The sequence below is a fragment of the Margalitia sp. FSL K6-0131 genome, from assembly GCF_038008735.1.
GTDB classification, from domain to species: domain Bacteria; phylum Bacillota; class Bacilli; order Bacillales; family Bacillaceae_C; genus Margalitia; species Margalitia shackletonii.
In genome coordinates this window covers 3,018,695-3,043,404 of sequence record NZ_JBBOZS010000001.1, presented here as the reverse complement: position 1 = coordinate 3,043,404, position 24,710 = coordinate 3,018,695, and the positions used below count along the sequence as shown (strand labels likewise).

At 35.2% G+C, this 24,710-nt stretch carries 28 protein-coding genes and 1 pseudogene; 17 read left to right on the top strand and 12 right to left on the bottom strand.

What is annotated here, in order from left to right; genetic code table 11:
* Positions 1-32: 32 nt before the first annotated feature.
* Genes NSQ59_RS14890 through NSQ59_RS14880 form a run of 3 tightly spaced genes read left to right on the top strand, consistent with a single transcriptional unit; the run spans position 33 to position 2,514 of the window.
* Positions 33-764 carry an ABC transporter ATP-binding protein gene (locus tag NSQ59_RS14890; RefSeq protein ID WP_340832090.1) on the top strand — a complete coding sequence of 244 codons (732 nt, stop codon included), beginning with the start codon at positions 33-35 and terminating at the stop codon, positions 762-764.
* A complete protein-coding gene (locus tag NSQ59_RS14885) occupies positions 751-1,515 on the top strand; it encodes an ABC transporter permease (protein ID WP_340832089.1) in 765 nt (254 codons plus the stop codon). The genes NSQ59_RS14890 and NSQ59_RS14885 overlap by 14 nt, the downstream gene beginning before the upstream one ends.
* Positions 1,516-1,524: 9 nt before the next feature.
* Positions 1,525-2,514: an ABC transporter substrate-binding protein gene (locus NSQ59_RS14880; protein WP_340832087.1), complete on the top strand. Its 990-nt coding sequence runs from the start codon at positions 1,525-1,527 to the stop codon at positions 2,512-2,514.
* 46 nt (positions 2,515-2,560) lie between these two features.
* Here the strand turns inward: NSQ59_RS14880 and NSQ59_RS14875 are convergent, their stop codons facing one another.
* Positions 2,561-2,692: a hypothetical protein gene (locus NSQ59_RS14875; protein ID WP_280513082.1), complete on the bottom strand. Its 132-nt coding sequence runs from the start codon at positions 2,690-2,692 to the stop codon at positions 2,561-2,563.
* A 232-nt stretch (positions 2,693-2,924) separates the two neighbouring features.
* On the opposite strand from NSQ59_RS14875, the gene NSQ59_RS14870 reads away from it, so the two are divergent.
* Positions 2,925-3,125 carry a cold-shock protein gene (locus NSQ59_RS14870; RefSeq protein ID WP_055740079.1) on the top strand — a complete coding sequence of 67 codons (201 nt, stop codon included), beginning with the start codon at positions 2,925-2,927 and terminating at the stop codon, positions 3,123-3,125.
* A 309-nt stretch (positions 3,126-3,434) separates the two neighbouring features.
* Complete coding sequence (trhA, locus tag NSQ59_RS14865) at positions 3,435-4,073, top strand: PAQR family membrane homeostasis protein TrhA (protein WP_055740078.1); 639 nt, start codon at positions 3,435-3,437, stop codon at positions 4,071-4,073.
* Between the two features lie 85 nt (positions 4,074-4,158).
* Here the strand turns inward: trhA and NSQ59_RS14860 are convergent, their stop codons facing one another.
* Entirely contained in the window at positions 4,159-4,371 is a 213-nt protein-coding gene (locus NSQ59_RS14860) for a helix-turn-helix domain-containing protein (protein ID WP_055740077.1), read from the bottom strand.
* A gap of 592 nt (positions 4,372-4,963) precedes the next feature.
* Between NSQ59_RS14860 and NSQ59_RS14855 the strand changes: the two genes are divergently transcribed.
* From NSQ59_RS14855 to NSQ59_RS14845, 3 genes are all read left to right on the top strand, one after another.
* Positions 4,964-5,584, top strand: a complete 621-nt coding sequence (locus NSQ59_RS14855) for a hypothetical protein (RefSeq protein ID WP_340832083.1) — start codon at positions 4,964-4,966, stop codon at positions 5,582-5,584.
* 207 nt (positions 5,585-5,791) lie between these two features.
* On the top strand, positions 5,792-6,295 hold the full coding sequence (locus NSQ59_RS14850) for a YbaK/EbsC family protein (protein WP_340832081.1): 504 nt from the start codon (positions 5,792-5,794) through the stop codon (positions 6,293-6,295).
* Positions 6,296-6,565: 270 nt separating this feature from the next.
* Positions 6,566-7,543, top strand: a complete 978-nt coding sequence (locus NSQ59_RS14845; RefSeq protein WP_126647746.1) for a ring-cleaving dioxygenase — start codon at positions 6,566-6,568, stop codon at positions 7,541-7,543.
* A gap of 273 nt (positions 7,544-7,816) precedes the next feature.
* Here the strand turns inward: NSQ59_RS14845 and NSQ59_RS14840 are convergent, their stop codons facing one another.
* Complete coding sequence (locus NSQ59_RS14840) at positions 7,817-8,824, bottom strand: sigma-70 family RNA polymerase sigma factor (RefSeq protein ID WP_055740073.1); 1,008 nt, start codon at positions 8,822-8,824, stop codon at positions 7,817-7,819.
* A gap of 107 nt (positions 8,825-8,931) precedes the next feature.
* Positions 8,932-9,564, bottom strand: a complete 633-nt coding sequence (locus tag NSQ59_RS14835; protein ID WP_340832080.1) for a DNA-3-methyladenine glycosylase family protein — start codon at positions 9,562-9,564, stop codon at positions 8,932-8,934.
* A gap of 134 nt (positions 9,565-9,698) precedes the next feature.
* Here NSQ59_RS14835 and NSQ59_RS14830 point away from each other — a divergent pair, with 134 nt between their 5' ends.
* Positions 9,699-10,517 carry an aminoglycoside phosphotransferase family protein gene (locus NSQ59_RS14830; RefSeq protein ID WP_340832078.1) on the top strand — a complete coding sequence of 273 codons (819 nt, stop codon included), beginning with the start codon at positions 9,699-9,701 and terminating at the stop codon, positions 10,515-10,517.
* Positions 10,518-10,533: 16 nt separating this feature from the next.
* On the opposite strand, the gene NSQ59_RS14825 is transcribed toward NSQ59_RS14830, so the two are convergent.
* Both NSQ59_RS14825 and NSQ59_RS14820 read right to left on the bottom strand, forming a co-directional pair.
* Positions 10,534-10,995: a flavodoxin gene (locus tag NSQ59_RS14825; protein ID WP_340832076.1), complete on the bottom strand. Its 462-nt coding sequence runs from the start codon at positions 10,993-10,995 to the stop codon at positions 10,534-10,536.
* Positions 10,996-11,240: 245 nt separating this feature from the next.
* Entirely contained in the window at positions 11,241-12,065 is an 825-nt protein-coding gene (locus NSQ59_RS14820) for an aldo/keto reductase (protein ID WP_055740069.1), read from the bottom strand.
* 180 nt (positions 12,066-12,245) lie between these two features.
* On the opposite strand from NSQ59_RS14820, the gene NSQ59_RS14815 reads away from it, so the two are divergent.
* The 3 genes from NSQ59_RS14815 to NSQ59_RS14805 all read left to right on the top strand — a co-directional run bounded on the left by NSQ59_RS14815 (position 12,246) and on the right by NSQ59_RS14805 (position 14,756).
* Positions 12,246-12,632 (top strand): GntR family transcriptional regulator, encoded by a 387-nt coding sequence (locus tag NSQ59_RS14815; RefSeq protein WP_340832073.1) that lies wholly within the window; start codon positions 12,246-12,248, stop codon positions 12,630-12,632.
* 21 nt (positions 12,633-12,653) lie between these two features.
* The gene (locus NSQ59_RS14810; protein WP_340832071.1) at positions 12,654-13,751 is read left to right on the top strand and encodes a DUF1648 domain-containing protein; all 1,098 of its coding nucleotides are present in this window, start codon (positions 12,654-12,656) and stop codon (positions 13,749-13,751) included.
* Between the two features lie 78 nt (positions 13,752-13,829).
* Positions 13,830-14,756 carry an alpha/beta hydrolase family protein gene (locus NSQ59_RS14805; protein ID WP_340832069.1) on the top strand — a complete coding sequence of 309 codons (927 nt, stop codon included), beginning with the start codon at positions 13,830-13,832 and terminating at the stop codon, positions 14,754-14,756.
* Positions 14,757-14,792: 36 nt separating this feature from the next.
* Here NSQ59_RS14805 and NSQ59_RS14800 read toward each other — a convergent pair whose 3' ends face one another.
* The 3 genes from NSQ59_RS14800 to NSQ59_RS14790 are packed head-to-tail and all read right to left on the bottom strand — an operon-like array spanning position 14,793 to position 16,297.
* Positions 14,793-15,281 carry a hypothetical protein gene (locus NSQ59_RS14800; protein ID WP_055740065.1) on the bottom strand — a complete coding sequence of 163 codons (489 nt, stop codon included), beginning with the start codon at positions 15,279-15,281 and terminating at the stop codon, positions 14,793-14,795.
* A 57-nt stretch (positions 15,282-15,338) separates the two neighbouring features.
* A complete protein-coding gene (locus tag NSQ59_RS14795; RefSeq protein ID WP_126647737.1) occupies positions 15,339-15,971 on the bottom strand; it encodes an HAAS signaling domain-containing protein in 633 nt (210 codons plus the stop codon).
* 2 nt (positions 15,972-15,973) lie between these two features.
* Positions 15,974-16,297, bottom strand: a complete 324-nt coding sequence (locus tag NSQ59_RS14790) for a PadR family transcriptional regulator (protein ID WP_055740063.1) — start codon at positions 16,295-16,297, stop codon at positions 15,974-15,976.
* Between the two features lie 178 nt (positions 16,298-16,475).
* Between NSQ59_RS14790 and NSQ59_RS14785 the strand changes: the two genes are divergently transcribed.
* From NSQ59_RS14785 to NSQ59_RS14775, 3 genes and pseudogenes are all read left to right on the top strand, one after another.
* A complete protein-coding gene (locus tag NSQ59_RS14785) occupies positions 16,476-17,435 on the top strand; it encodes a hypothetical protein (RefSeq protein ID WP_340832064.1) in 960 nt (319 codons plus the stop codon).
* Positions 17,417-17,973: pseudogene (locus NSQ59_RS14780) on the top strand (GNAT family N-acetyltransferase). The gene NSQ59_RS14785 and the pseudogene NSQ59_RS14780 overlap by 19 nt, the downstream one beginning before the upstream one ends.
* 180 nt (positions 17,974-18,153) lie before the next feature.
* Entirely contained in the window at positions 18,154-18,990 is an 837-nt protein-coding gene (locus NSQ59_RS14775) for a hypothetical protein (RefSeq protein WP_340832062.1), read from the top strand.
* Positions 18,991-19,123: 133 nt separating this feature from the next.
* Here the strand turns inward: NSQ59_RS14775 and NSQ59_RS14770 are convergent, their stop codons facing one another.
* The gene (locus NSQ59_RS14770; protein ID WP_055740061.1) at positions 19,124-19,645 is read right to left on the bottom strand and encodes an ECF transporter S component; all 522 of its coding nucleotides are present in this window, start codon (positions 19,643-19,645) and stop codon (positions 19,124-19,126) included.
* Between the two features lie 77 nt (positions 19,646-19,722).
* Here NSQ59_RS14770 and NSQ59_RS14765 point away from each other — a divergent pair, with 77 nt between their 5' ends.
* Positions 19,723-20,133: a LamB/YcsF family protein gene (locus NSQ59_RS14765; protein ID WP_340832060.1), complete on the top strand. Its 411-nt coding sequence runs from the start codon at positions 19,723-19,725 to the stop codon at positions 20,131-20,133.
* A gap of 149 nt (positions 20,134-20,282) precedes the next feature.
* Here the strand turns inward: NSQ59_RS14765 and NSQ59_RS14760 are convergent, their stop codons facing one another.
* Positions 20,283-21,329, bottom strand: coding sequence for a response regulator transcription factor (locus NSQ59_RS14760; RefSeq protein ID WP_340832058.1), 1,047 nt, complete (start codon positions 21,327-21,329; stop codon positions 20,283-20,285).
* Positions 21,317-23,128: a sensor histidine kinase gene (locus tag NSQ59_RS14755; protein ID WP_340832056.1), complete on the bottom strand. Its 1,812-nt coding sequence runs from the start codon at positions 23,126-23,128 to the stop codon at positions 21,317-21,319. Before NSQ59_RS14755 ends, NSQ59_RS14760 begins: the two co-directional genes overlap by 13 nt.
* Before the next feature lie 211 nt (positions 23,129-23,339).
* Between NSQ59_RS14755 and NSQ59_RS14750 the strand changes: the two genes are divergently transcribed.
* Complete coding sequence (locus NSQ59_RS14750) at positions 23,340-24,704, top strand: ABC transporter substrate-binding protein (protein WP_340832054.1); 1,365 nt, start codon at positions 23,340-23,342, stop codon at positions 24,702-24,704.
* The last annotated feature ends 6 nt before the right edge of the window (positions 24,705-24,710 follow it).

Sequence of the window (24,710 nt, the reverse complement as noted above, 5' to 3'; positions counted from 1 at the left end):
GAAAAGAGCCTTTTTAGAAAGGAAAGAGTAAAATGACACTTCATTTAGAGAAGGTTTCTTTTACCTATGATCACAACCCGATTGTTTCCAATTTTTCTTTAACGGTTGAAAAAGGTGAATTTGTTAGTTTGATAGGAAAAAGCGGTTCAGGTAAGAGCACCATTTTAAAACTAATTGCTGGACTGCTCCAACCGAAAACGGGACAAATATTAATGGATACGGCAATTCCATCTCCGGGCAGTTTCGGTTATATGCCACAGCAGAACTTGCTTTTACCATGGAGGACTGTTTTAGAGAACTTAATGCTTCATTCAGAAATTCAAAAAGGAAATAACTATACAAAAGAGGATGTGAGAGAATGGCTTCGGAAAACAGGCCTTGCGGAATGGGAAAATGCTTTGCCAAAACAACTTTCCGGCGGCATGAAGCAGCGCATCGCTTTTTTGCGAACCATTCTGACTGGTTCGGAAGTACTGTTATTAGACGAACCATTCGGAGCCCTCGATGCTTTTACAAAGCGAGATATGCAAAAATGGCTGCTTTCGATTTGGCAGGAACTTGATAAAACGATTCTCTTTATTACTCATGATTTAGAAGAGGCTATTCTTCTTAGTGATAGAATCCTTATTCTCCATCCGCAGCAAGGAGTGGAAGAATTGAAGGTAGATCTGCCAAGACCGAGAGAAGCTGGGATGATTTATACAGCTGAAATGGTGAAATATCGTCAAGAACTAGAGAGAAGGATTACAGATGGATTGGTTTAAACGTTTTAGACAACAATACGGTTTATTTATCATAGCTTTCATTCTCTTTTTGTTGGTTTGGCAGTGGCTAGTACAATCAGGAAAAATCCCTTCCTTCATCATTCCGACTCCTACATCCATTTTGCAAATGATGATCCATTATCCTCATGACTTATTTGTCGTTCATTTAGGAGCAACTCTTCGGGAGGTTCTAATAGGATTTTTATTAGCACTAGCGGGAGGAATTGGAATAGCAATTGCAATGTATTTTTCCAAGCCAATGGAAAAAGTGATGTACCCCATAGTCTTAATATCGCAAACGATTCCCATTATCGCACTTTCGCCAATTTTCATCCTTTGGTTTGGCTATGGACTTTGGAGCAAGGTGGCTGTTACGATTTTAATTTGCTTTTTTCCGATAGTATTAAATTTTTATGATGGGTTAAAGCAAGTGAATAGGGAATACATAGATTTACTGAAAACGATGGGAGCAACCAGATGGCAGCGCTTTGTGAAGGTTGAAGTTCCGTTTGCGTTGCCGCATTTATTTTCTGGAATGAAGCTTGCTGTAGTATTTGCGGTTGTAGGAGCAACAATCGGGGAATGGTTAGGTGCAAACGAAGGACTAGGATATTACAGCCGAAGAATGTCTGGAAATTTAAATGCTGAAGGGGTATTTGCAGCGGTAACCCTCCTTTCTTTACTTGGAATGTTATTGTTTATCATTGTAAGTTTGATAGAGCGAAAAATATTATTTTGGAATAGAAAATAGGTGGACATAATGAAACGATGCTTAATAATAGTGATAATAAGTGCCCTTATATTGCTTGGGGGCTGTTCGCAAAGTAGTGGGACAAAAACAAGTGATGGCTTGCAAAAAATCAGCATTATGTTGGATTGGTATCCAAATGCGGTGCACTCAGCCATTTATACAGCTGCAGCAAAAGGCTATTTTGCAAAAGAGGGTTTGGATGTCGATATAAAAATGCCCTCAGAAACTACGGATCCATTAAAGCTGGTTGCTGCAGGGAAGGTGGACTTAGCAATAAGCTATCAGCCGCAAGTAGTGATGGCAAGAGCTGAAGGAATTCCAGTTGTGTCGGTGGCAGCTATTGTTCGAGAACCATTAAATTATTTGATGGTACCAAAGAATAGCGGAATTACAAGACCAAGAGAATTAGAAGGAAAAAATATCGGCTACTCTTCTCTTGAGTTTGAACAAGCTGTATTAAAAACAATGGTGAAAAAGGATGGAGGAAATCCGAATAAAGTGAAAACTACCGATGTAGGTTTCGACTTAATTCCGGCGATTACTTCGAAAAAGGTAGATGGAATTGATGGTGGTTATATAAATCATGAAAAGATTTTACTGGAAAAAGAGGGTCATCCTGTTAATGCATTTAACCCTGCGGATTATGGGGTGCCAAATTATTATGAATTGATTTTAATTACTAGTGAAAAAGAAATGAAACAAAAGCAATCTGTTATAAAGAAATTTTGGAGTGCGGTGGCAAAGGGACAAGCAGCTGTAACAAAAGATCCCAATGCTGCATTAAAAACACTTTATAAACATGAGGATTCCACATTTCCACTTGATCATCAAGTAGAAACGAAGAGTTTACACATTCTTCTCCCTTTAATGAACAATAAAACGGAAAACTATGGCCATCAAGATTTATCGGTATGGAACAATATTACAAGTTGGTTGTATAAAAAAGGGATGATTGACAAGAAAATAGATGTGAAAAAAGCCTTCGTAAATCTAGATTAATAATAAGGAGTAATCTTTAGATAAGAAATAGACCTCGACCTGAGGTCTATTTCCCAATATAGTTCAATGCCTTTTTTAATTCTGGTTTTGCTTTGAATACACCAAAAATGTTAATGGATTTTATTGTCTTTTCGGCTAACTCAACATCTATGTCATCCTCTAATACAAGCATGCCAATTACTTTGATTTTTGCTTATGTTTAATAAAGTGAATTATTGGTTTAGTATAGTAAAAGTATAAAATGGTTATATATACTCACTTGATTTATCTTCCTTTTTCTGTTATTATAAAAAAGAATTATTTTTGTTCGGTATTGTTAGATGAAAAAGTGATGAAAAACTTATCGACTTTATATCAATGAGCAAGGATAGTATCCATTGTGTGTAAGACACACTAGGAGGAATAGGAACATGGCACAAGGAACAGTTAAATGGTTCAACAGTGAAAAAGGATTTGGATTTATCGAACGCGAAGGTGGAAATGATGTATTCGTTCACTTCTCAGCGATTCAAGGCGAAGGTTTTAAATCACTTGAAGAAGGTCAAAAGGTAACATTTGACGTTGAACAAGGTCAACGTGGAGAGCAAGCTGCAAACGTACAAAAAGCTTAATGAAACATGGAAGGTGAAACTTCAATAATAGGGAGTTTCACCTCTTTCTTTCACTCAGCGATTTCAAAACTTTCCTCACTATTATGAATTATTTCCCTTTCAAGTTTTCCACATATAAAATATCACCTTTGTTGAATAATAGTAATTGAATTTTAATAAAGCCTGATTCACACTGGCACGGTCAAGGAGCCGTTAGGACAAAAGAGAGGCAGGGCTTTTGTTGTTTTAGGTATTAATTATTTATTATATAAGAAAATAATTTGTGTATTTTGTTTGTAACTTTAGTCAATAGAGAAAGGATATGATGTTATGGCAGCTACTCATTCATTCTCTAAAGGAGAAGAAATCGCGAATTCCATTACACATGGAATAGGTGCAATTTTAAGTATTGCAGGACTTGTCACGCTTGTGTTCGTTTCCCTGTTTTATGGAAATGCATGGCATATGATAAGCTATACTATTTTCGGAGGAACAATGTTATTTCTTTATATGTCTTCTACACTTGTTCATGCATTACGAGAAGGGAAGGCAAAGGATATTTTTGAGATCTTAGATCATTCTGCTATTTACTTCTTTATTGCAGGAACTTATACCCCATATTTATTGATAATCGTAAAAGGCTGGGAAGGGTGGACGATGTTTGGAATCGTCTGGGGATTAGCGGTTTTAGGGACAATCTTTAAGTGTTTTTTTGTTAAAAAATATCTTTTCACGTCCACAATCCTCTATATTTTGATGGGATGGTCCATCGTCGTTATCTGGAAGCCAATTATCATGAATCTAAATCCAGTAGGATTACATCTTCTAATTGCTGGAGGAATTATCTATACACTTGGTTCGGTATTTTATGTATGGCGTGGATTTAAGTATCATCACGCAATTTGGCATATTTTTGTGATGGCAGGATCCGCATGTCATTTCTTCGGAATATTTTTGTATGTGAAATAAGTAGTATTAATGAAAACAGTCCTGCGAATTCCGGCAGGACTGTTTTTTTCTTTATGTAAAAAAATATATCAGTGAAACTGAAAAGCTATACTGTTTTCCATTCGTACAAATCTTCAATTTGACAATTCAACTCTTTAGAAATGGCCATTGCAGAATGCAAGCTCATTACTTTTTTTGTAGCATAATCATGAAGCTGCGTCTTCGAGATGTTAGTATTTTGTTCTAAATCATCCATCGTCATATTGTTCTTAGAAAGCAGTGAATGAAGGTTACTCTTTTTTGCTTTATAAATGGTCAATAATGACACCTCACTTTTATATAGTATAACATAATGTACTGGAAATTGAAAGGAAACGTCTGTTTTAGCATAAACAGAAGAAATGGCAGTAGTGTTAATGTAGACAATGGGCCGGGAAAAAATAAAAAATCAAAAAGAAAACACACGAATAGGGTGAATTCATGTGCTGTGTAACGGGTAACGATACCCTTAACTAATTAACTTTTTACTATTAGATAAAGGCGCTTTCCCCGTTTTTGGCTTCCAATTTTTCAAGGTATCTTTCAAGTAATCTTTAAGAACAGTACGTTTTTTTCTGTTTTTCTTCGTTCGATTTTTCACTGGAAAGTCACCACCCTTACAAAAAGTTTGATTCTATTTTATTATACCCTTTTTTGCTCATTTATCCTAGATGACAAAAGTACAACCATAATTATTTTCACGGTAATTTGGTTGTTTAAAATACTTAGAATGTTCAAAAAAATATGATGAATTTCCAAATGAAAACCTTTACAATGTAGTTGTAGGCTTATATTTCCAAAAATGTAAGACAATCTTCAGGAGGAGGGGCTAGCTTTTAGTAAAAAGTTATTTTGATGGGGGGAAGGTAATAATGAATAGGCAAATGTTCACTAGCTGTTGTTGTCGTTTTGTAAGGAGATATTCGATAGGCTTTATTGTCTTTGCAACAATTTTCTTCCTTTTTGGCACGAATAGTATTAAGGCGGAAAATAATGATGACTTGAACAAGTTTAGTTCCGCACTTGAAAAACACCTTGTGGACAATATGCATTACTACGATTCAAAATCAGCTGATATTCTAGATTCGATGGTAACGAATGGTCATGTGAAAAAGATTATTACAGTAGATGACCCAGAGACACCAGAAAATGAGGAAGAAGTGGAAGAATACGATTCCACCATTATAGTTGGTTATGTGAAAGCTCATCAAAGACGCGATTCCTTTTTCCTTTTTGAAAATACAGATATTTATTTTTATGCAGTCGATAAAAATGAGTTTGTTGACTATTCACAAATCATTGGAAATGATGATGTAAGTAAATTTTATCAAAAATATTCCGATCAAACTTACAATGAAATTACTCCTTGGTCCCTCACACTGTTCATGCTAATGCTTTCACTTGTTGTAATCGTGCCCATTATCATTATGATTTTCCATAACACGTCTAGAGGAACGAGTTATCAATCTTATAATAATAGTATAGGAGTATAGTTTTAAAGCTTGTAAAGGGGTTACTTCTCCTTTTACAAGCTTTTTCGTATTTGAACGAAGTGTGAAATAGGAGGCAATCAATTGGATTAAGAAAAAACATGATTGAAGTTTTCCGCATCTTTAGAATTTTTTTGCTGCAATTCATTTCTTTAATCCTTGACAGTATGGTATTATTTTCCGTAACAAAGGATTGAAAGGATGGTATTTATGTCTTTGGAAAATGTACAAGCCTATTTAAAAAAATGGAACCGTGATCAGGATATTATGGAATTTCAAACATCCAGTGCGACGGTTGAATTAGCGGCTGATGCAATTGGAGTGATTCCTGCGCGAATTGCAAAAACAATTTCGTTTAGGGGAGAAGAGGCCGGGAAGGCAATCCTTGTTGTTGCGGCAGGGGATACAAAGGTTGATAATAAAAAATTCCGCCAACAATTTGGCTTTAAGCCGCGAATGCTAACTCCTGATGAGGTACTTGAACAAACAGGGCATGCTATTGGTGGTGTTTGTCCTTTTGGATTAGTTAATAATCTTGATGTTTATTTAGATGTTTCCTTGAAACGATTCACCACTGTTTTCCCTGCATGTGGAAGTTCAAACTCTGCAATTGAAGTAACAAATGAAGAATTATGGCAATACGCCAAAGCAAAAGATTGGATTGATGTTTGTAAAGGTTGGGAAGACGAAGAGGAAAAAACGGTTGCGATGTGAATGAAACATTAATTAGGAAGATCAAGTATGGTTCATATTTTAGAAAAAAACATCCCAATGGTATTAGTGATAACCGCCATTGGGGATTTTTTGTAAAATAGTACAAAGTTAGAAAAAATTATCCTTGTATCTTTTCTTTACAAAAAATTGGATTTGTGATAAATTTATCTTGAATTCGAGATATTCTTATCCCGAAATAAATTCATAATGATTTATAAGCTAATGCTCGGAAATAATAAATTCAAATTATCTCAGTAGGAGGAATTTTTCATGCACGATTTAAAAGGTATACATCATGTTACTGCCATTACGAGCAGTGCAGAAAAAAATTATGAATTTTTCACATTTGTGCTAGGAATGCGTTTAGTGAAAAAAACGGTAAATCAAGATGATATTCAAACCTATCATTTATTCTTTGCGGATGATACTGGCGGTCCTGGAACGGATATGACTTTCTTTGATTTTCCCGGGATTCCAAAAGGAACACATGGAACAAACGAAATATCCAAAACATCCTTTCGCGTTCCAAGTGATGCAGCATTAGAATATTGGGTGAAAAGGTTTGATCGATTGGAAGTAAAGCATACTGGAATCAAAGAACAATTCGGAAAGAAAACCTTATCATTTGTTGATTTTGATGATCAACAATATCAACTGATTTCAGATGAAAATAATAAGGGCGTTGCTTCAGGTACTCCATGGCAAAAGGGACCAATTCCTCTTGAATATGCTATTACTGGCTTGGGGCCAATTTTTGTTCGAATTGCTGATTTCGGTTATTTTAAAGAAATGATGGAAACAGTTCTTCGCTTCGAAGAAATTGCTCAAGAGGGTCCATTCCATTTATTTGAAGTAGGAGAAGGTGGAAATGGTGCACAGGTAGTTGTTGAGCATAATGTTATCTTACCTCCTGGACGACAAGGCTATGGTACGGTACACCATGCTGCGTTCCGTGTAGAAGACCGTTCCGTGTTAGAAGAATGGATTGAACGAATGAGCAGCTTCGGTTTCCATACGTCCGGCTACGTGGACCGATTCTTCTTTGAATCGTTATATGCAAGAGTTGCTCCGCAAATACTATTTGAATTTGCAACCGATGGCCCCGGCTTCATGGGAGATGAGCCATATGAAACATTAGGTGAAAAATTATCCTTACCTCCATTTTTAGAACCGAAGCGTACAGAAATTGAAAGCTATGTGCGCCCGATTGATACAGTTAGAAGTACGATAGAGTTTGTGAAGGAATAATTGATTCATTACCAGTGCTATTTGGGTTTTCCGGGTGGTACTGGTTTTTTTGTATATGTGAAGGATGCGTATCACCAAAAAGCAAGATTGGTAATCGAAACAGTGAAAGAAGAGGAGAAATGGGTAATTAAAAGGCACAATAGATGCCCGAAACACAGGTAAGTTTGCTTACAATAGAGCATTTGAAAGGGGGTACCTTCCTTTCATAACTTGTCATGAAAAAGGAGTTTACACTGAAACATTAATAAAAGAGCTAGGAACACACTAGCTCTCTTAAACTTGCCCTTGATGTGTAACATTACAAACGGATAATGAATTTCCGTCCGGATCTTTAAAACCAAATCCACCTTTGCCTTCCATACCAGGGAGAAAATTTATACCTGATACCTCGACTCCTTGCTCCTTTAGGAAAGTGTGATAACGTTCTAAGTCAGGCACATAAAAGTCTATGACACTGTGGATTATATTTGTATTTGTGTTTAAAAATGAAAGGTTCCTTACAGATTCCGTTTGAACTAAATACAGCGTTGGTACACCAATTCGGTTACCTCCCTGTAAATGGAGCATAGCATCGTAATCTGTTTCGTGAGCAACCTTAGTTCCAAGCACCTTTTGATACCAATCGATGGAAGCTTTGATGTTAGTGACAGGAATTTCAATAGTTGCGATTCTAGGTACAATCCTCCACATCGTTTCATCATGAATGGTTTGTCCTACCGTATTGTTGTGTGAGAATTCTGTTTCCATAAAATGAATCAGCTCCTTTTTTAGTTTTTCCTTTGCTCGTCTTATTCTACTTTCTACTGCACTTACTGTTATATTTAGATATTCACTGATTTCTTTTATTGTAAAGCCGCTAATGAAGTATAAAATGATGACTATCCGTTTTGATTCATCTAATTGATTAATCGCATCCCAAACGGTTTGCTTAACATATTGACGAATATAAACTGCCTCAACATTGTTTGTATCATCAGTTAATTCGGGAATGGAATCAATCGGTTCTGTTTTCTTCTCTTTTTTCATCCAGTCTAAACAAATTCGTTTTGTTAGCGTATACAACCAGCTGCCAAATTTTTCTGCATTTGTTAGTTTACTTAAGTTAAACCATGCTTTAACAAGCGCTTCTTGTGCCAAATCCTGTGCAATATGAGTATCCCTTATCATGCTCATGGCTGTAGCATAGGCAGCGTTGGAATACTTTTGAACTAATATAGAATAAGCATTAACATCACCGTTCATAGCATCATTTACAAGAACATGTTCTTCCTTATGTTTCATTTTGCACCTCCTTTATAATACAGACAGAAGATTTGCAGAATTTCGGTCAGGAAATTTGAAAAAAGTATAATTTATTAATAAAAAGCCTGTAAAAGCTACGCTCAACCCTACATATTAGATTCTATATATTTTTTAAAAGAAGAGTAAGACAAAACAAACTCGCGATTCACAATTTCCCACAAATAAAGGGAGGCAATCGATTGATACGGTGCCCATTGCTTTCCTTTTTCTTCTAAAAGTTTTTTGCCGTCCACATCTTTCGGAGCAGAATAAAGCCATTTAACTCCCCGTTGCAGTCCTACATCAAGAAGAGATAGTACATCCAGTCTTCCTAATGAAAAAATAAGAAACATTTCTGCTGTCCAGCGTCCAATTCCTTTAATTTGAGTTAACAAACTAATCACAGTTTCATTCCCCATATAGGATAAGTGATCAAACAAAATTTCTTTTTGAATGACTTTTTCGGACAAATCTCTTATATAAGAAATTTTACGAAATGAAATGCCAATTTCACGTAAACGGTCATCTGATAATGAAATAAGCGTTTCCGGAGTTAAGTCATTGTTTGTTATATTCCGTAAACGCTCGTTAATGACAGATGCCACTTTTGCAGATAACTGCTGCCCTACAATTGATCTTAATAATGCCTGATAACAATCATCCCGTCTTTGAAGATTAAGGGGACCAATGATGCTTATAATTTGTCTTAGAAGCGGGTCGGACTTGTTTAGTTTTTCCATGATTATTTCCTTCATATTTTCACATTCCTTTTATGTAATAGACTAATCCACTAAATAATACATTTACATTATCCTAAATTTCTAATATTGTAAAATTAATGAATATATTGCAATGGAAAGAGGGACTGGTGGGGATGTTATTAGAAAAATGTATTGGAAGAGGCAACACCGCTGAGGTTTATGAATTAAAAGATATTGAAAACGAGGTAGTAAAGCTGTTTTACGAAAAGATTCCTTATGAATTAATTGAGATGGAGTTTGAAAAGAGCGGTGTAATAAGTCAATTAGGGATACCGTCCCCGAATGTACATAAATTACTCGAGCTCGATAATAAATGGGGCATTTTATATGAAAAAGTAATGGGAAAAAACTTCACTGATATTATTTCTTCACAGCCATTTTTGCTGCAGAAAAATGCCCAGCTTTTTGCAGAATTACAAGCATCTTTCCACTCAAAAAGCATTGAAAAACTTCCGTCTCAAAAAGCATATCTTTCTAGAAATATTAAAGGAACTAATTTGTTAAGTGAGGAAGAAAAACAAAAAATTTTACAGTACCTCGAAACGTTGCCAGATGATAATAAAGTCTGTCATGGTGATTATCATAGTGATAATATCATCATGATGAACGGGAGAGCAAAAATTCTTGATTGGATGACTGGAACATCAGGGAATCCTAGTGGAGATGTTGCAAGAACGTTAATGATTATGAGGGATTCATACTTGCCACCAAGCATGTCTAAGGTTACTAAAATACTTCTGCAAATAGTAAGAAAAATGTTTGCGAAATCATATGTGAATCACTATATGAAAATAACAAAATCCTCATTAGAAAGTATTGAAAAGTGGCTATTACCAATCATGGCAGCCAGGTTAGTGGAGAGTGTACCGAAGCCAGAAAAGGAATCGTTAATGAAAAAGATCAGATTAATGATTGGAGGAGGGATGGCCTGAGTCGAATCAGGCCAGATTAGGAAGGAATCAATTCTTTCATTTTTTCCGCAAAGTCCTTTCCAAATTTCCAACAACGATCTTCATCTTCCCCTGCAGGGACAAGATCCACTTTTAATCCATCGAGTACAACATTTGCACCGAGTTCGTGTAATTTTTCGGTAACAGTATCGACTGCAACACAAAATGTATCTTTGTAGAAGGTATCTCCGGAACCAAACACTGCCATTATTTTGCCGGTTAAATCAACTTGTTCCATGTCTTCGTAGAATAACATGAATTCATCGCCAATTTCCCCGCCTTCATATGTATAGGCACCTAAAAGAACTCCATCATATTTCAGCATTTCTTTAGGCTTTGTGCGAAGTGCTTCTTTTACCGTTACATGTAACCCTTCTTCTTTTAAGGATTGTTCAATTATTTCTGCCATTACTTCGGTGTTGCCTGTCATGGAGGCATAAATAATTAAGATTTTTTTCATAGAAAAAACCCTCTTTTCGATAGAACTAAGACTATATTATTTTATCACTTTTGAAATTGTTTTAACTCCTCACAAGGGTTTGTTCATATTATTGTTAAAATAAAAAAAGTTTTTTAGGAGGGAATGATCCCAGCCTAAAAAACTTTCCATATGATTTGCTTCATATAAATTATTTTACGAGTATGGTCTTTGTTTGACTCCAGCGCCTATCGGATAGCCGATAGGCGCTGCCGCTATTCTTTATATTATCGACGATTCATATCAGCAGGATTTGGACCTTTACGTTCGTTGCGGTTTAGCTTGTTGATTTCTGCCATTTCATCTGCTGTTAATTCGAAATCAAATACATTAAAGTTCTCTTCAATTCTTGAAGGTGTTACGGATTTAGGAATGACAATCGAGTTATTTTGTAAATGCCATCTTAACACAACCTGTGCAGGTGTTTTGTCATGTGCTTGTGCAATCTTTTGGATGGTTTCATCTTTAAGAACTTCTCCACCTTGTTGCAGCGGGCTCCATGCTTCCACGTATATATCATGTTTTGCACAGAAATCTTTTAATTCTGATTGAGATAGGAATGGATGACATTCCACTTGATTTAGAACTGGTTTCACTTCGCATTCTGCTAAAAGGCGCTCTAAATGCTCAATGTTAAAGTTACATACTCCAATCGCTTTAACGCGGCCATCATGATAAAGTTTTTCTAATGCTTTATATGTATCAACATATTCATCATATTGAGGAGTTGGCCAATGAATTAAGTATAAATCTACATAATCAAGACCCAATCTTTCTAAGCTTGCATCGAATGCTTTCAATGTATTTTCATAGCCTTGATCACTATTCCAAACCTTTGTCGTAATGAATAGTTCTTCGCGGGGAATAGAAGATTGTTTTAGAGCTTCTCCAACGCCTTTTTCATTTTGATAAATCATGGCAGTGTCGATGGAACGATAGCCAACTTCAAGCGCTTTTGTCACTGCAGCAGTTGCTTCTTCATCTTTTACTTGCCAAACACCAAAACCAAGCTGCGGCATTTTTACTCCATTGTTTAACGTAACAAAATTCATCCAGCATCTCTCCTTTAAAATAATGGTCTTTGCAAATTTTAGAATATCAATTTTTAAAGATTGTTTCAATGAAAGAGCATTACACAAAAACACCTATTTTTATCAAAAATTATAATTTGTTCTATACAATCTAGAACAGATTTGTTATAGTGAAGATAGAACAGGAAGAGGTGAATAAAGATGATGATACAAATTGAACCTCAATCTGATATTCCAATTTATACTCAATTATCGAATCAAATAGTGGAAGGAATAGCAAAAGGGGATATGAATCCAGGAGATTCGCTTCCATCTGTACGATCATTAGCTGCAGATCTTGGAGTGAATATGCATACGGTTAATAAAAGCTATCATGAACTGGAGAAAAAAGGGATCATCCAAATTGTTCCTAAGTCTGGTGCAATAATTCAGGAGCCAAAAGCAATTGAAGCGGGAGAGCCGTTATACGAACAACTAAGAGAGCAGTTAAAACCTAGAATTGCAGAAAGCTTAGTATTGGGGTTGGAACAAGCACAAATTCATACTCTTATTGAATCCATCATAAAGGATTTAAAAGGTTCAAATTAAAGTAGAAAGAAGGGGAAAACGATGGCTTTAACAATTCCTATTATAGTGATGGTTGTCATGATAATCATGCAAACCATCCTACCTTATGTCGTAAAAAGGACTGTTGTGTTCGGCGTATCTATACCTGATCAATATGTAAAGGACGAAAAGCTTTTATCATATAAAAAGATGTATACAGTATGGGTACTTTTGATATCCATAATTGGATTAGTTCTTTATCTATTATGGGCTTTAAACGGAAATTTGGCAGAGGGAACACAAGTGTTGACTGGTATAGGAATAACATTTGGAGTAATGCTGGTCAGCATGTCTTTATATTTTTATTTTCATGCGAAAACATTACAACGAAAAAGAGATCAGAAATGGGTTGAAAATGTAAAACAGGTTAAAGTTACGGATTTAAATGTTCGTCTCCAGGATGAAATGCTGCCTTGGTATGTGTTTCTATTACCGATAATCATCACGATTGGAGTAGCGGGATATACGATATATCAATATCCGAACTTACCGGATCAAATACCTATGCATTGGGGACCAGATGGTAAGCCCGATTCTTTCTCTGCAAAGTCACCGCTATCTGCTATTTCAATGCTAGCAATCCTTTTCGTCATGCAAATAATGTTTTTAGCAATAATGGAATCCACGAAAAGATCCGGTATAAAAATTAATGCAACGAACCCAACAGCGTCGAAGGTTCGTCAGCTTACCTTACGTAAATATTCAAGCTGGTTCATGTTACTGATTAGCTTTCTGATTACAGCACTATTTTCCTATTTTCAATTAACAACGATTCATCCGGGATTTATTCAGGATATTTATATGATGGCAATCCCATTTATCTTTTTGGCTCTCGTTTTGATTGGTACTATTATTTTTGCTGTAAAAGTCGGCAATGCGGATAAAAATAACGATTATCCATCTGTGACTGGAATATCCGATTTAGAAGAGGATGAAGAATACTGGAAAGGAGGACTCTTTTATTTCAATAAAAGTGATCCTTCTATCTTTGTAGAAAAACGCTTTGGAGTGGGGTGGACCATCAATTTCGCCCACCCAATCGGCTATCTTATTATATTTGGACCAATTATTTTGATCATCCTAATATCTTATTTTGCATAAATGTGGTGTCAGGTTCCGGATTATCATTCTTCTAATCTAGTGCCTGACACTTTCAGTTAAAGAATGGAGGTAAATGCTGTGGCTGATGAAAAAATTGTTATTGGCTCTGATACAAAATACCCACTAAACGGAATATTGTCCATTCCTAATGAATCTAATCGATTGTTCCCGGCAGTGGTACTGGTTCAAGGATCCGGGCCGAGTAACATGGACGAAAAAATTGGAAATATATATCCTTTTAAAGATATTGCAGAAGGGTTGTTTGAAAAAGGGATTGCCGTATTACGATATGACAAGAGAACATTCGTATACGGTAAAGAAATGAAAAATAGTCCTGGATTATCAGTAAAAGAAGAAACGATTGAAGATGCCATCCTTGCTGCTGATTACTTACGAAAAGATCCAAGAATAGATTCCAATAAAATTTTTATAATAGGTCATAGTTTAGGAGGGATGTTAGCTCCACGAATTGATGCAGAAGGCGGGAATTTTGCCGGTATCATTATATTAGGCGGCTCCCCTCGTAGATTAGAAGAAATTATGATGGATCAAAATGACAATGTTTTAAACTCATTAAATAAATTTTTGAAAATCATTGCAAGGAAACAAATAGCAAAATTATCAAGTAAGTTTAACAACCTCTATCATTTAAGCGATGAAGAAGCAAAAGCAACCTTCGTTATTGGAAAACATGTGAATGCATACTACTTCAAAGAAATGGGTGAACACCAAGCGATTGAGTATCTTACCGCATTGGATAAACCAATTTTTATTTTGCATGGTGAAAAAGATTTCCATGTATCCGTTGAAAAAGATTTTAATGGCTACAAACATTTGTTGGGCGATAAACCAAATGTAACATTTAAGCTTTATCCGAACTTGAATCATGCGTTTATGCCTTCTGTTTATGGAGAAATACTAAAAGCGAAAAAAGAGTATAAGGTTGCACAACATGTAGATAAACAAGTTATCCATGACATTTCCGATTGGATTCTTTCAGTTTAGGAAATGTCAACGGAAGTGTCAGGCACCCGATTAGAATTATTCTAATTTGGTGCCTGACACCTTTGGTAATAAAAAGGTGATGAGTCCTATTAAAGTTGCGGCGATGCAAACGACCATGCCGATAAGAAGGCCAAGTCCACGCATAAAGGTATCTTCTCCAGGATAGAGCGGCTCTAAATGTTGATTTTTATAAAAGAAATAGATAAACAGGAAAACATAAATGGACTGTCCAATTAAAATAGCACATAATCTCTTTAGTAACGGATTTGGAAAACAATATTTGATATACGCCCAAGCAACAACACTAGCTACAGGCGACAAGACAATGAAAATGGGTGTGGAAAAGGGAATGAAAAATACACCCAAAGCCGTTATCGCAATTAAAAGTAAATTTATTGCTAAAATTGCTCCACCCGCGGTTAAAGCGGAATGAAATTGATATTTCATTTTAAAATTTATCCTGATGGATCTAATACTGAAAATAGCCAAGACTAGTGCAATAAGTAGTAAAAGGGATAATGACATGATGAATATCCTCCTTTTGAATTATACATAGAAATTCTATGTATGTAGGTAAAAAAATTAGAGACCAAAAGTGATCCCAATTTTGAATGCAAGTTTACTAAGCGGGTAGAAAAGAACCGTTGCAATTACGCAAAACACTATAAATACTGGATTTAGTAAAGGTGAAAAAATGTCACTAGGAATAACATTAAAGAGGGTAATGAACATTAAAACCATATTTGGTATGGATGCCCATATCATTGTTTTATTCACCATTTTCTTTCCGCTTGGTCCATATTGCTTCCCAATCGTATAACCTAAATAAATCCAATACATGGAATATAACAGCAAGATAGAATGGGACTTATGCGATAAATAAGTCCATGTATGATTCACTATCCGAAAATCACTAAAATGATAACTAATAGTAATAAACAAACCGCATACAAAAAATGCCCAATTCAATAGAATTAAATGTATCATTTTTCTTGAACTGGGAGGCTGCATAAAACTTTTTCCCAATTCCAAAGGATTCCCCATATGATGGAGGACTTGTTCAGTAGCTGCTTTTTCTGGTACTCCAATAAGCATTTTATCTTTTATACCGTCCTCAATATGGGTTGAAATCTCATTTAAGATATCCTCCATTTCAGGATGGTTTTGTAAAGCGAGTTTTAATTCTTGTAGATAATCTTGTTTTAGATTTTCCATTATTAATCCCCTAGTACCTTTGACATGACACCCACAAACCGGTTCCATTCCTTTGATTTCTTAAGGAGTGCTTCTTTCCCATCCTTGGTGATCCGGTAATATTTACGAGCAGGCCCTTTGTCTTGTTCTTGCCAATACGAATCAATATATCCTTGTTCCTCTAATTTTTTTAATGCTGGATATAACGTCCCTTCCTTTACATGAAACGCATCATCACTCCGACGTTCCATTTCCTTTGAAAGCTGATATCCGTACATGTCTTGTTCCTCTAATAGGTGAAGTAAAAGCAAGGAAGTACTGCCTTTTACCAATTCCCGGTTGAACAAGCAAATCACCTACCTAGAATTAAGATGTATATAATATACTTTTACCATATTCATACATGATTGGCAAACTAAAATTTTTTTAATGGATAATTAGTAGTTAGTAATATTTTGAAAATTTTGTTATGTATGGTGTATAATAATCGAAATGTATTGGCAAATAATCATGGCGGGGGAACTAATGGAGAAAATATACCTAGATGAACAAACACTTGATAAATGGAGTGAAATTGCAGTTCCGAATGTCGATCTGTTTTTCTTTGAAACGATAGACGAAATAAGAAATTACATGCCTTCGGAATCGTTTTTTATTCCGCGATCTGAATTTAATGAACATGGCAGTTATCAAACAATCGATATTATTAATAGTTATCAGTTATGGGCAGTTTCAAAAAAAGGCAAATATGTTTGTGTCGCTCCGCCACAACTGTTTCCAACCATTGATTTGGAAAAGAAAATGGCCATCTTGGAGATTCAGAAAAGGTTAAATAGAGGACTAATTTACAATTGGAGTGATCTTCAGGGGGGGTTACATTCATTGCCTTTATCGATTCAGATGGATACGTTGGACAAGATTGAATCCTATTTGATTCAAGATGAAGAGGAAACATTGATTGTATTTCAAAAGGAAATGTGGAGTCTGTTGCCAAAGGTATTTAAAAGGAATGTATTAAGTAGACTTGCAGAATCTTATATGGATGAAGTACCAGATTTAATGAATGTAAAAGTGCCATCTTCAATTGAAAAATATATAAATCGATTTCCAGCAGCAAATGGACCAAATTGCTTTGCTGCCACATTGGCTGCCGCTACAGAAAATGTCGAGGCAAGAGAATGGATAATTACGCAATGGGTGCATCTGGAAACATTGCTACTAGGGCTGGAAATGCGGGGATATCAGGAGATTGATTCCGGGATGGATCAACTGGAACCGAAAGATATCGTCCTATGGAAAAATGACAACGCCAATATTATTCATGCATCATTCCATCTTGAGAACGGTTTATTTTTCAATAAAAACGGGCAAACATTTTTTAATCCGTGGCAAATAGTAAAAAGAGAAACTTTAATAAGTAATTGGGGAAGTAATATCAGTGTATACAGAGTAGGGAGATATAAAAAGTGGAAAGAACAAATTTAATAATTGAAACGGATCGACTAATAATACGACCATATGCAAAAGCAGATTATAAAAATTGGTACACCCAATACGATAATCGATTACCATCTCAATATAAATATGATGACGGTCGCCCATCAGATATGCATTTTTCTACAGAGGAATGGTTTACGGAATGGATAAATGGATTTTATCAAGAAGCTCTTAAAGATGATACATATGTGTTTGGGATTTTTCGTAAGCACGATGGAGTGAATGTTGGAAAATTGAGATTAGTACCATCCTAAGAAAAGACTATCAATGGGCGATGATGGGGTACTCTATCCATAATCAATTCTGGAAAAACGGGTATGCAACTGAAAGTGTGTTAAAGGCTACCGAATCATTCTTCGAACATTTAGGATATCACAGAATAGAACTTCATATAAATGTCGATAATCTTCCATCCACTCGACTTGCAGAAAGAACTGGATTCCATTTTGAATGTGTAAGAAAAGAGTTTTCTTATGAAGATGGTAAGTGGACGGATTTTGTCATTTATTACAAAAATCGAGAATGAAGTCCTGAATTTACAGAAACCAAAACCTTGGGTTAAAAATTGAACCACTATATACCGTACATTGAGGAAATGATTTTAAATCATTGCTACACTTCATACATTCCGAAAACGTCATACGTTATTAAGGGTTTTTTCACTGTTTCCTTTCACTACCATAAGCTAACAGAAGAGGTGATAACAGTGAAATTAAGAAATCAAATGGACGAATCTGCTTTTAATCAAACGTATTTCCGTCCATCTTGTTCGCCTGTATTAAATTTAAGAGTTAAAACTTCAGATCTTTTCAATCCTTATTCTGAAAAAACGTATGACCAAATTCAGGTTCCTGCAACTTTGACAAGAACTCCAGAAGAGACTATTCTTAACTATTTTAGTATTTTGCGTGAAGCGGATAACACCATAGAAAGAAGAAGTTGTGGAACAATAGGGTATGCTCGTATTCCATACCCACTAGCCTATAATTTTTTATCTAAGAAGTATCAGAAAAAACTAAGTTATGAAGAATACCTCCATTTATTTGCTGGGATAGGACATATCAACTTAATAAAACTTGCGAGGTTATCGAATGAAAATCAGGATGTAAGGTTTTTTTATGAAATGGAAACAATCGAAGTGTTTGAGGGTAATGATGCTGAATACTTCGGTTATTCTTACGGATTTATCCAACTTACTCAGGAACAAACTGGTTACAGAATTTCTGATATGAATAGGATGAAGGAAGATTTTCTATGCGCACCTTACCATGGTTGGTCTCATAATGCAGAAGCCGTTGTAGAAGTAAAATACGGGAATTGGTGTAAGCTAGTTAAACATATATATCCCACCATCAAAAGTGGTTATATGAAAAATATTCCATTTCGTGGTAATGATGGTGCCGATTACTATATAGTGTTTTTCACACTTACAAATGGAACAGATTTAGAAATAGCTCAATATCGAAAAGTTGGCAACGAGGGTTGGAAACAAATACAAATCAAGCCCGAAGAAGAGTGTTTAACGGAAAAAAATGATTCATAACTGCTGCAATTATACGTTATACAAGGCAGGTTAGCAAAAAGAGGTACATCATTCATTTCCATATTTAAAAAAAGAGGAAATTCTTTTCCAAGTGATTAATCTACTGAGAAAGAAAATCCTCTTTTTATTTTGTTTATATTGTTATCTGTTTCTTTACGCGTCCTGCAAGCGGAACTACAATGATGCCCGCTAATACGACCTGCATAACATTTCCTGGAATGGACCCGAGTGGTTGTATCCAGTTACCATAGAGGATCACTTCAGCAAAATAGTAGCCAACAAGTTTTATAATCAGTGCACATGCAACCGCCAGAGTGTTAATAAGTAGTCTATTGCCAGGTACTTTTTCGGAAAAAAGTCCGACTATGAAGCCCATTGCACCAACGATGATAAATGTAAATGGAGACCATATTGCCCAGCCGGATATGATATCAGAAAGCCCCATTCCAAAAGCACCTACTATAGCTCCTGTTTTTTTGCCGTATACCATAGCTGCTATAAAAAGAGGTATGTTACCAAGATGGATTAGCCCTCCGTTGCCCATTAATGGGAGCCTTATGTTGATGAACGCTGTTGCGACTAGGGTTAATGCTATGAAAAGTGCATTAATAACTATCGCTTTTGTTTTTGTTGTTGGAAGGAAAGTTGATTTCATAGGATGACCTCTTCTTTTTTTAAAAAAATAATATCATACTTTCCAAAACTGATAAATAGATAGTTTAAAACAAGAGAATGGCGGATTCAGATAAAGAAATGGCCACAAATATAGTGGATGCTGTACTTTCAGTTAGGCCAGATTTACCTATTTTGGTTAAGCCTAACTCTCAATTACATTTGGTAGCGAAAGAAAAAGGATTGCCATTTATTTTAGAATTATTTGCCGATCGTGAATACAATAATGATTTTTCCTTAGTATCAAGAAATTATGAGGGAGCCGTAATCACGGATCCAGAAAAGGTAGCGGAAAGAGTAATAAAAATGGTAATGGAAGGAAAAGTTACAACCTTTAATGGGGAAGAAGTAGAAGTTCAAGGAGAAACTATATGTGTGCACGGAGATACTCCTACTGCTTTAGACTTGATTAGAGTAATTAAACAAAGGCTCGAAAGTATGGATATTGAGATTGCTCCATTTTCCATTTAGATTTGTTTACCATTAATTTTTTATTTACACATTATCCACTTCCCCCTGTGTTGTAAAAGCATCTTTTACTAACAGGGGAAATCTATTTAAATTCATTTTTTGACGATCTTAAAATGTAAGTTGAACTATTTTGAGTGTTGTTTTCGATTTTATGAAGATAATTTTATCTTTCGATACTCTGACGGTGTAAGACCAAAGGTTTTTTTAAACGTCCTACTGAAATGAGGATAGTCACTATAGCCTACATATAAAGCAACTTCATATGTTTTAATGTTAGAGCTTTTTAGAAGTTCCTTAGCTTTTTTCATTCGTAAGTCAATAAGGTATTTTATAAAACCTATGCCCATCTCTTCTTTAAATGTGCGGCTAAAGTAAGCATCGGATACTCCAATAAAATTAGCTACATCCTGAAGGGACAAACTCTCATTGGGAAAATGTTCCTCCATATATTGAACAGCTTTTAAGATATTTTGTCTTGAACCAAGATTACGTGAGCTTTGAATGATTTTGATCATTTGCGTAATAATTGTTTTAAGTTGGTTAAGGGATATTTCAATATTGTTTGACCAGTGAAAATGATCAGGAATTTTTAACGAAAGATTTTCCATTCGTTTCTTCAATGCTTTGTCTATGAAAAAAAGGATGTTCTCAAGAAATTGCGAAAGAGGTATTTGTTGGTTTTTTTGGTAATGGTTTAAAATGATCTCTATCAGGTTACTTGCATCTGTTTCATTTGCATTCCAAATATGTTCAGCTAATTGTTTTTTATAATATTCCAAATTTAACACCCAGTCATTTTGTTGCGAGAAAGTTTGTTCATTTGCTTTAAATTTTGCATAGATTTGATTAAATGTTTTTATGAATTGTTCAGGTACAATCGGTTTTAATAAGAAATCTGTCACGCCATATCTAATCGCTTTTTGAGCATATTCAAAATCGTTATATCCCGAAAGAATAATAAATTCAATAGAAGGGAATTTCTCTTTTGCTGACTTAATAAATTCTAGCCCATCCATTTCGGGCATGCATATATCAGTAATTACGATATGTGGAGAGACGGAATCTAATAGTTGTAATGCCTCGTTTCCATCCTCGGCGGAACCTACTGCTAAAAACTTGTTTTCCATAGATAGAATCAGTTTTTTAAGACTTAGATGAATCATATATTCATCATCTACTAGCATTACACGATACATTGTTTTTCCTCCTCTATATATGGTAACTTTAATTCAATCAGCGTTCCTGATTCAGTTGATGATTGTTTAATCAACAGTCCATATGGATAACCAAAGACTAAGCGGATTCGTTGGTGGACATTCCACAAACCAATGCTATTTTCTTGTGCAGACACGGGAATCAATTCCTTATTTTCGAATGCCTTGTTATAATCCTCCATGGTAGCCGGGTCCATTCCTTTTCCTTTATCTTGGATTCTCAACACAAAATAAGATAATTTTTTTTCACCATGTATTCCGATATAGGAAGGCTTCATTTTATGATTTTGATATCCATGAAGAAAGGCATTTTCAATTAATGGCTGAAGAGTTAAACGAATGGTTCCAATCCTAGCTAATTCTTTTTCGTCTATTTGGATATCGACATGTAAATGGCGAAATCGTGCACACTGAATCTCTAAGTATGAGCGAATATGGGAAATTTCCTCTTCTAACGTAACCACTTGCTTTGCGTTTCCTAAGTTATACCGAAACATATGGGCTAATGAGGTAGCTATCTTGCTTATTAATGGATTATTCTCAACAATGGCATGAGAGTTTATAATCTCGAGTGTGTTATAAAGAAAGTGTGGATTAATTTGAGATTGCATAGCTTGTAAAGTCGACTCTTTTTGCTTTAGCTCCAGCTCATGTTCTCTCATCTTAGATATTTGTATCTCTTCATAAAGCCTTCTAAGTTCTCTAACCATCTTAAAGAAGCTTTTAAATACTCCGCCAATTTCATCTTTTCGATCTTGAATACTGGAAATCTCAATATTTAAATCCCCGGATTCTACTTTCCTCATAAGACGCTGCATGTATGATAAAGATTTAGTGATGGTCAGCGAAAATCCTCCGACAACAGCCATCGCAACAATGAGAATGAGGATACCCAAAAGAATGGTCTCCGTTCTTAATCGGATTAAATTCCCAATGATTTGGTCTCGGGGAATTTCTGCAACTAATATCCAGTTAGTCACGTGGGAATGTTCATAAATAATATATTTTTTAACCTTATTTATATCGGTCAGAATGGCATTGCTTGTTTTGTTTAAATACTTATTCATGATATCTTTTGAAAAACTAGAACCAAGTGATTTTTTATCTGAGTGATAGATGATTTGTCCCTTTTTATCTAAAATATATACTTTTGATTTATCCGTTAAGAGATTTTTACTAATTTTCGAGATTTGATTTAGGTTGATATCAATAATCAAAAGCCCTTCGTACAAATATGAAATGTTGCTATGTATTTTCCTTGTAATCGTTAAAACTGGCATAGAGCCAACCTGATGGAGTCCTATAATATTGAAATTATCTAATTTATCTGTCGTTTGCAATAGATCTATATTCCGTTTTCTTATTTCCTCCATATTTATTAATTCCTTTACTCCTGTATAATCATTGATTTGGATGTTGTTCTTACCAACTAGAGAAATGCCAACTATATCTTGTCTGCCATAGATCATTTGGGAAAACAAGTCCTTTTCTATATTTTCAGCCAAGATGAAAAAATCATAGTTGTTCAGGCTTTTACTATTAATAAAATGTTGAATTTGTGGATTATTCACAAAGGGATAGGTCATATTTTCCAAATTCGATATATACAAATCTAGATACTCATTCGTTTGGCGAATTAACTTTTGGTTGGACTGGATGGCTTCTTGTTCAATAGTCCTGGTGCTCGTTTCGTACCAGATTAATCCGATAATGGAAATAGGTAAGCAAACAAAAACAAGGATGATAATAAATAGTTTTCTATTTATTGAAGACGTTTTCATAAAAGGACCTTCCCTATGATTATTTTTACAGGTCTTGTGTCTGTCAGGGTTTACCAATGCTGCTTCCACTTTTCTAAGATTAGTTGTAAAAATATTAGAACAAAAAAACACAATTATGTAAAGAAAATTCATTTAATTCTGATAAGGAAATCTTTAAAGTAATAATTGTAAGCGGTTTAATAAATATCAGATAAAGCAGGGGGATAGGGAAATGAAGGTAAAAAGTTGGATTTCAATTTTAACAGTATTTTTTCTCATTCTTGTTTTAGCCTTGACTGGATGTTCCAACTCGGATAGCCAAAAAACGGGTGGAAATACAAAGGATGCTTCAAAATCTAATAACAAACAAAAAGTGACAATAAATTTGGGATTCTATTCTGGGGGTAAGTCTGATGAAAAAATGAAGGCATTAATAAAAAAATTCATGACTGCACATCCAAATATTGAAGTCACTTCACAAAGTGCACCTTATGGTCAGTTTTATCAAAAATTAGATACCCAGATTGCTGCAAAGGATGCTCCTGATGTTTGGCTTTCAGATGGAGTTTTAGTAATGAAATATGCGGAAAGAGGGGCCATAAAAGATTTAACAGATTGGATAAATCGAGATTTAAACAAAGATGATTATTATGGATTAGATTTTAATAAAGATGCAAACGGAAAGTACTGGGCTGTTCCACAAGGAATACAAATAGGAGTTTTATACTACAACAAGGATTTGTTTGATAAGGCACATGTTGAATATCCAAATGAAAATTGGACTTGGGATGATCTTAAGACCGCTGCAGAGAAATTAACACTTGATGCGGGTGGAAAAAATGCAAATGATTCTGGCTTTAAAAGCAATAACATTTCACAATTTGGTCTGACATTCTTTAGTATTACTGAAGGCTGGTTCTCTGTTTTAAAATCGTACGGCGGCGGAATTTTGGATCAATCAATGAAAAAGTCAATCATTGATTCAGATGAGAACAAGAAAGCTTTTGAATGGATGGTTGATGGTATGAAACGAGGTATTATTACTGACCCAGCCGATCTTAAAAGCTTCCAAAGCCCAATGGCTGTATTCCCAAGCGGTGCAGCGGCAATGAGAATTGGGATTTATGCGCGTGTTTTAGCGGCAAACGAAGCAGGATTGAACTACGATGTAACAGTGCTGCCAAAAGGTCCTAATGGAAAAAGATTTGCTCCTGTCATCTCGAATTCATGGGTTATAAATTCAAAAGTAAGTGATGAGAAAGCAAAGGCAGCTTGGGAATGGATTAAATTCTGGGCGACTGAAGATGAAGTCCAAAAAGAGTGGGCGGAACTTGGTGAAGCAGTTCCTGTAAAAAAATCTGTTGCAAATTCGGATGTATTCTTAAAAGCGGCAGGTAATCCTGTGAACAAAAAGGCATTTTTAGACAGCTTTGAATTTGCAGGTGCATTAGACACGAATGCTGTATGGGAAGAATGGGTTGCTAAGTTTAATGAACATGCGCAGCGTGCCTTTCTAGGTGAATCATCTATTGAAGATTCCTTAAAAGGAGCAGATAAAGATATTCAAAAGATACTAGATGATTTTTATAAAAAATAATCATGA

What these genes read in the sequence shown, in the direction of transcription:
- NSQ59_RS14830 (WP_340832078.1), top strand. Translation starts at nt 9,699, where the DNA reads ATGTTATTAGAAAAATGTATTGGAAGAGGCAACACCGCTGAGGTTTAT.
- NSQ59_RS14840 (WP_055740073.1), bottom strand. Translation starts at nt 8,824, where the DNA reads ATGAAACATAAGGAAGAACATGTTCTTGTAAATGATGCTATGAACGGT.
- NSQ59_RS14750 (WP_340832054.1), top strand. Translation starts at nt 23,340, where the DNA reads ATGAAGGTAAAAAGTTGGATTTCAATTTTAACAGTATTTTTTCTCATT.
- NSQ59_RS14770 (WP_055740061.1), bottom strand. Translation starts at nt 19,645, where the DNA reads ATGAAATCAACTTTCCTTCCAACAACAAAAACAAAAGCGATAGTTATT.
- NSQ59_RS14810 (WP_340832071.1), top strand. Translation starts at nt 12,654, where the DNA reads ATGGCTTTAACAATTCCTATTATAGTGATGGTTGTCATGATAATCATG.
- NSQ59_RS14760 (WP_340832058.1), bottom strand. Translation starts at nt 21,329, where the DNA reads ATGTATCGTGTAATGCTAGTAGATGATGAATATATGATTCATCTAAGT.
- NSQ59_RS14785 (WP_340832064.1), top strand. Translation starts at nt 16,476, where the DNA reads ATGGAGAAAATATACCTAGATGAACAAACACTTGATAAATGGAGTGAA.
- NSQ59_RS14795 (WP_126647737.1), bottom strand. Translation starts at nt 15,971, where the DNA reads ATGGAAAATCTAAAACAAGATTATCTACAAGAATTAAAACTCGCTTTA.
- NSQ59_RS14885 (WP_340832089.1), top strand. Translation starts at nt 751, where the DNA reads ATGGATTGGTTTAAACGTTTTAGACAACAATACGGTTTATTTATCATA.
- NSQ59_RS14825 (WP_340832076.1), bottom strand. Translation starts at nt 10,995, where the DNA reads ATGAAAAAAATCTTAATTATTTATGCCTCCATGACAGGCAACACCGAA.
- NSQ59_RS14800 (WP_055740065.1), bottom strand. Translation starts at nt 15,281, where the DNA reads ATGTCATTATCCCTTTTACTACTTATTGCACTAGTCTTGGCTATTTTC.
- NSQ59_RS14870 (WP_055740079.1), top strand. Translation starts at nt 2,925, where the DNA reads ATGGCACAAGGAACAGTTAAATGGTTCAACAGTGAAAAAGGATTTGGA.
- NSQ59_RS14880 (WP_340832087.1), top strand. Translation starts at nt 1,525, where the DNA reads ATGAAACGATGCTTAATAATAGTGATAATAAGTGCCCTTATATTGCTT.
- NSQ59_RS14755 (WP_340832056.1), bottom strand. Translation starts at nt 23,128, where the DNA reads ATGAAAACGTCTTCAATAAATAGAAAACTATTTATTATCATCCTTGTT.
- NSQ59_RS14845 (WP_126647746.1), top strand. Translation starts at nt 6,566, where the DNA reads ATGCACGATTTAAAAGGTATACATCATGTTACTGCCATTACGAGCAGT.
- NSQ59_RS14815 (WP_340832073.1), top strand. Translation starts at nt 12,246, where the DNA reads ATGATGATACAAATTGAACCTCAATCTGATATTCCAATTTATACTCAA.
- NSQ59_RS14855 (WP_340832083.1), top strand. Translation starts at nt 4,964, where the DNA reads ATGAATAGGCAAATGTTCACTAGCTGTTGTTGTCGTTTTGTAAGGAGA.
- trhA (WP_055740078.1), top strand. Translation starts at nt 3,435, where the DNA reads ATGGCAGCTACTCATTCATTCTCTAAAGGAGAAGAAATCGCGAATTCC.
- NSQ59_RS14820 (WP_055740069.1), bottom strand. Translation starts at nt 12,065, where the DNA reads ATGAATTTTGTTACGTTAAACAATGGAGTAAAAATGCCGCAGCTTGGT.
- NSQ59_RS14890 (WP_340832090.1), top strand. Translation starts at nt 33, where the DNA reads ATGACACTTCATTTAGAGAAGGTTTCTTTTACCTATGATCACAACCCG.
- NSQ59_RS14765 (WP_340832060.1), top strand. Translation starts at nt 19,723, where the DNA reads ATGGCGGATTCAGATAAAGAAATGGCCACAAATATAGTGGATGCTGTA.
- NSQ59_RS14835 (WP_340832080.1), bottom strand. Translation starts at nt 9,564, where the DNA reads ATGGAAAAACTAAACAAGTCCGACCCGCTTCTAAGACAAATTATAAGC.
- NSQ59_RS14850 (WP_340832081.1), top strand. Translation starts at nt 5,792, where the DNA reads ATGTCTTTGGAAAATGTACAAGCCTATTTAAAAAAATGGAACCGTGAT.